Source organism: Amycolatopsis coloradensis (assembly GCF_001953865.1).
GTDB lineage: Bacteria > Actinomycetota > Actinomycetes > Mycobacteriales > Pseudonocardiaceae > Amycolatopsis > Amycolatopsis coloradensis.
In genome coordinates this window covers 2,501-5,042 of sequence record NZ_MQUQ01000038.1, presented here as the reverse complement: position 1 = coordinate 5,042, position 2,542 = coordinate 2,501, and the positions used below count along the sequence as shown (strand labels likewise).

Below are 2,542 nucleotides of genomic sequence, written 5' to 3'. Positions count from 1 at the left end.
GTTAGTCCGGCGGTGTCCTACTCTCCCACAACCCTTCGGTTGCAGTACCATCGGCGCTGTCAGGCTTAGCTTCCGGGTTCGGAATGGGACCGGGCGTTTCCCTGACGCTATAACCACCGAAACACTGTGAAACAACCACTACCACCTGATCGTGCTGGTGGTTGTGTGGTGTTTCAGAGCTGTAGAGTGGATGCGTAACATCTTTGTGGGCAAGTCCTCGGCCTATTAGTACCAGTCAACTCGACAACACATTACTGTGCTTCCATTTCTGGCCTATCAACCCAATGGTCTGTTGGGGGCCTTAACCCACAAGGGGTGGGATACCTCATCTTGGAACAGGCTTCCCGCTTAGATGCCTTCAGCGGTTATCCCTTCCGAACGTGGCCAACCAGCCATGCCACTGGCGTGACAACTGGCATACCAGAGGTTCGTCCGTCCCGGTCCTCTCGTACTAGGGACAGCCTTCCTCAAGTATCCTACGCGCGCGGCGGATAGGGACCGAACTGTCTCACGACGTTCTAAACCCAGCTCGCGTGCCGCTTTAATGGGCGAACAGCCCAACCCTTGGGACCTACTCCGGCCCCAGGATGCGACGAGCCGACATCGAGGTGCCAAACCATGCCGTCGATATGGACTCTTGGGCAAGATCAGCCTGTTATCCCCGGGGTACCTTTTATCCGTTGAGCGACACCCCTTCCACCAGGTGGTGCCGGATCACTAGTCCCGACTTTCGTCCCTGCTCGACATGTCTGTCTCACAGTCAAGCTCCCTTGTGCACTTGCACTCAACACCTGATTGCCAACCAGGCTGAGGGAACCTTTGGGCGCCTCCGTTACTCTTTAGGAGGCAACCGCCCCAGTTAAACTACCCATCAGGCACTGTCCCTGAACCAGATCATGGTCCGAGGTTCAGATTCCCAATCCGACCAGAGTGGTATTTCAACAACGACTCCACCAACACTAGCGTGCCAGCTTCACAGTCTCCCACCTATCCTACACAAGCCGAACCGAAAACCAATACCAAACTATAGTAAAGGTCCCGGGGTCTTTCCGTCCTGCCGCGCGTAACGAGCATCTTTACTCGTAGTGCAATTTCGCCGGGCCTGTGGTTGAGACAGCCGGAAAGTCGTTACGCCATTCGTGCAGGTCGGAACTTACCCGACAAGGAATTTCGCTACCTTAGGATGGTTATAGTTACCACCGCCGTTTACTGGCGCTTAAATTCTCAGCTTCACCCCGAAGGGTTAACCGGTCCTCTTAACGTTCCAGCACCGGGCAGGCGTCAGTCCATATACATCGTCTTGCGACTTCGCATGGACCTGTGTTTTTAGTAAACAGTCGCTTTCCGCTGGTCTCTGCGGCCACCCACCCCTAGCCCGCGAAGGGCTTCAGAGTGTTTGGCCCCCCTTCTCCCGAAGTTACGGGGGCATTTTGCCGAGTTCCTTAACCACAGTTCACCCGATCGCCTTAGTATTCTCTACCTGACCACCTGTGTTGGTTTGGGGTACGGGCCGTGCACGCACTCGCTAGAGGCTTTTCTCGGCAGCATAGGATCACTCTACTTCACCTCATTCGGCTACGCATCACGTCTCACCCTTCATGAGCGGCGGATTTACCTACCACTCGGGCTACACGCTTACACCAGTACTACCACTCACTGGCGGAGCTACCTTCCTGCGTCACCCCATCACTCGACTACTACGGAATCAGATCCCACGCTCCACAACCAACCTCCACCCCGAAGGGCTTTGATCGGCGCTTTGGGTGGTTAGTGTCAACCGCCTCATCCTGGGCGCACGTGCTCGGGTACGGGAATATCAACCCGTTATCCATCGACTACGCCTGTCGGCCTCGCCTTAGGTCCCGACTTACCCTGGGCGGATTAGCCTGGCCCAGGAACCCTTGGTCATCCGGCGGCAGAGTTTCTCACTCTGCATTCGCTACTCATGCCTGCATTCTCACTCCCACACCCTCCACGACTGGCTTCCGCCGCCGCTTCCCTGGATGCAGGACGCTCCCCTACCCATCCACACCACTGCATCACACTCTCAAGGAGGCGATGGATGTATATGTGTGAATGACACAGCTTCGGCGGTGTGCTTAAGCCCCGCTACATTGTCGGCGCAGGACCACTTGACCAGTGAGCTATTACGCACTCTTTCAAGGGTGGCTGCTTCTAAGCCAACCTCCTGGTTGTCTGGGCAATCCCACATCCTTTCCCACTGAGCACACACTTGGGGGCCTTAGCTGGTGTTCTGGGCTGTTTCCCTCTCGACGACGAAGCTTATCCCCCGCCGTCTCACTGCCACACTCTCACACCACGGTATTCGGAGTTTGGTTGATTTCGGTAACCCGGTAAGGCCCCTAGACCATCCAGTAGCTCTACCCCCGCGGTGAAACATGTGACGCTGCACCTAAATGCATTTCGGGGAGAACCAGCTATCACGGAGTTTGATTGGCCTTTCACCCCTACCCACAGCTCATCCCCTCAGTTTTCAACCTAAGTGGGTTCGGCCCTCCACGTCGTCTTACCGACGCTTCAG

The 2,542-nt window shown here is 56.1% G+C and carries 2 rRNA genes (1 of these 2 only partly in view); both read right to left on the bottom strand.

Features of this window, described 5'->3' with window-relative positions:
• Positions 1 to 4: 4 nt before the first annotated feature.
• A 5S ribosomal RNA gene (gene rrf / locus BS329_RS40160) occupies positions 5 to 121 on the bottom strand.
• Between the two features lie 84 nt (positions 122 to 205).
• Positions 206 to 2,542 (bottom strand): 23S ribosomal RNA (locus BS329_RS40155) (it continues 801 nt past the right edge of the window).